Origin of the sequence: Stieleria mannarensis, assembly GCF_014154935.1 — a bacterium.
Taxonomy (GTDB): Bacteria; Planctomycetota; Planctomycetia; order Pirellulales; family Pirellulaceae; genus Stieleria; species Stieleria mannarensis.
In genome coordinates this window covers 1-1,280 of the sequence record NZ_JACEHH010000158.1, presented here as the reverse complement: position 1 = coordinate 1,280, position 1,280 = coordinate 1, and the positions used below count along the sequence as shown (strand labels likewise).

Below are 1,280 nucleotides of genomic sequence, written 5' to 3'. Positions count from 1 at the left end.
GCATTGGTATCTACACAAGTGCGAATGGGAGGGCATTGGCTTTGATCCGTTTGAGTGTCCCAATATCAACGTCGGGTGACTCCAAAATATCAGTCACCGAAAGAAGCACCATCATGCCTGCCAGCAGCGCCGGCGGGGTTGATTCGACACCGTACTTCATTTGACGCCCGCTCAAGCGAATCAGAATGCGTTTCGTCTCGGCAGCTTCGTCGCTCGTGTCGTTCTGCACTTGCAGTACCGCGACGCATGCCATCGATGCCACCAGAATGCGACGCGCAATCGCCTCGCCGCTTTGCTGTTGCCACTGCTCCAACTCCTGGCCGTGGCTCTTGAGCAGCTTGAAATACGTTTCGATTAGCCAACGCCAATAGTACCAAAGCGCAATCTGGTAACCGCTGACTGACGTATCAAGGACATTGCTCAGCAACGTCCACTGGGCAAGCACATAGTCATTCTCGTCTAGTAATCGCGTGACAACCAAACGGACTCCAATTGGCTCACCGCTGACTCGACGCTTTTCACCATCGATCACTTCGCTGTGTGGGCGATGCAGGACGACTTCCGTTTCGGCGACCTCCTGAGTCACCTTTTTGCCGTGATAGACTGCCTCGCCACAGGGCTCAAAAAGAACTTCTCGATCGAAATGCTCTTCAATTTCAGACAGCAAAACGCTTTGTTCGTTCCATTTCACCCGGCGATCATCACAGCGAACCAAAAACAAATGGCCTTCTTGGTCCCACTGACGCATTCGCCCAAGGGTGTCGGCTTCGCGGTCGATCACATGGACAATCTTGCGGTCCAGCCCCCAGTCACCCGACTCGTTCATCGTGGGAGTCAATTCGTCGAGAAGGTGGTCGTCCAACGCTGGAGGATGGATTGCCGTTGAATGAACCGAGTTGCCGGTTTTCAGATGCATCTGCATCGGAGCCAAAGAAGCCCCGTTGGCCGCATCGATCAACAACGAAGTCGACATTTCGTAGCCGATGTCGTGTTCATGGGTGATTTGGCGAAGATCCTTCTTTGAAGAATGGCTTTTGTAGTCAATCTTGCACCAGTCGTGCGCCAAAAGTACGTACTCGGACTGCGAAAGGCGCGCTGCTTGCCGGCCGACCTCCCGAAGCGGTTCAATCAGATCGACAAAGGTCACGTTCGGGTTGGACAAGAACCGCCAAGTCGCCTGGGTGGCGGAAAACGCTTGGTTTTCGCCCGATTTAAGCGCCGGTCCGGCCGCGTTCTTGTTGGCAGATTTCATGTGTTCTTGCACCAGTTGCAAGTACCGA

General features: G+C 54.0%; 1 protein-coding gene. It reads right to left on the bottom strand.

Annotation, left to right across the window (positions count from 1 at the left end; translation table 11 throughout):
- Nucleotides 1-10 precede the first annotated feature (10 nt).
- Nucleotides 11-1,162 (bottom strand): transposase, encoded by a 1,152-nt coding sequence (locus tag H1B37_RS32870; RefSeq protein ID WP_436299114.1) that lies wholly within the window; start codon nucleotides 1,160-1,162, stop codon nucleotides 11-13.
- Between the last annotated feature and the right edge of the window lie 118 nt (nucleotides 1,163-1,280).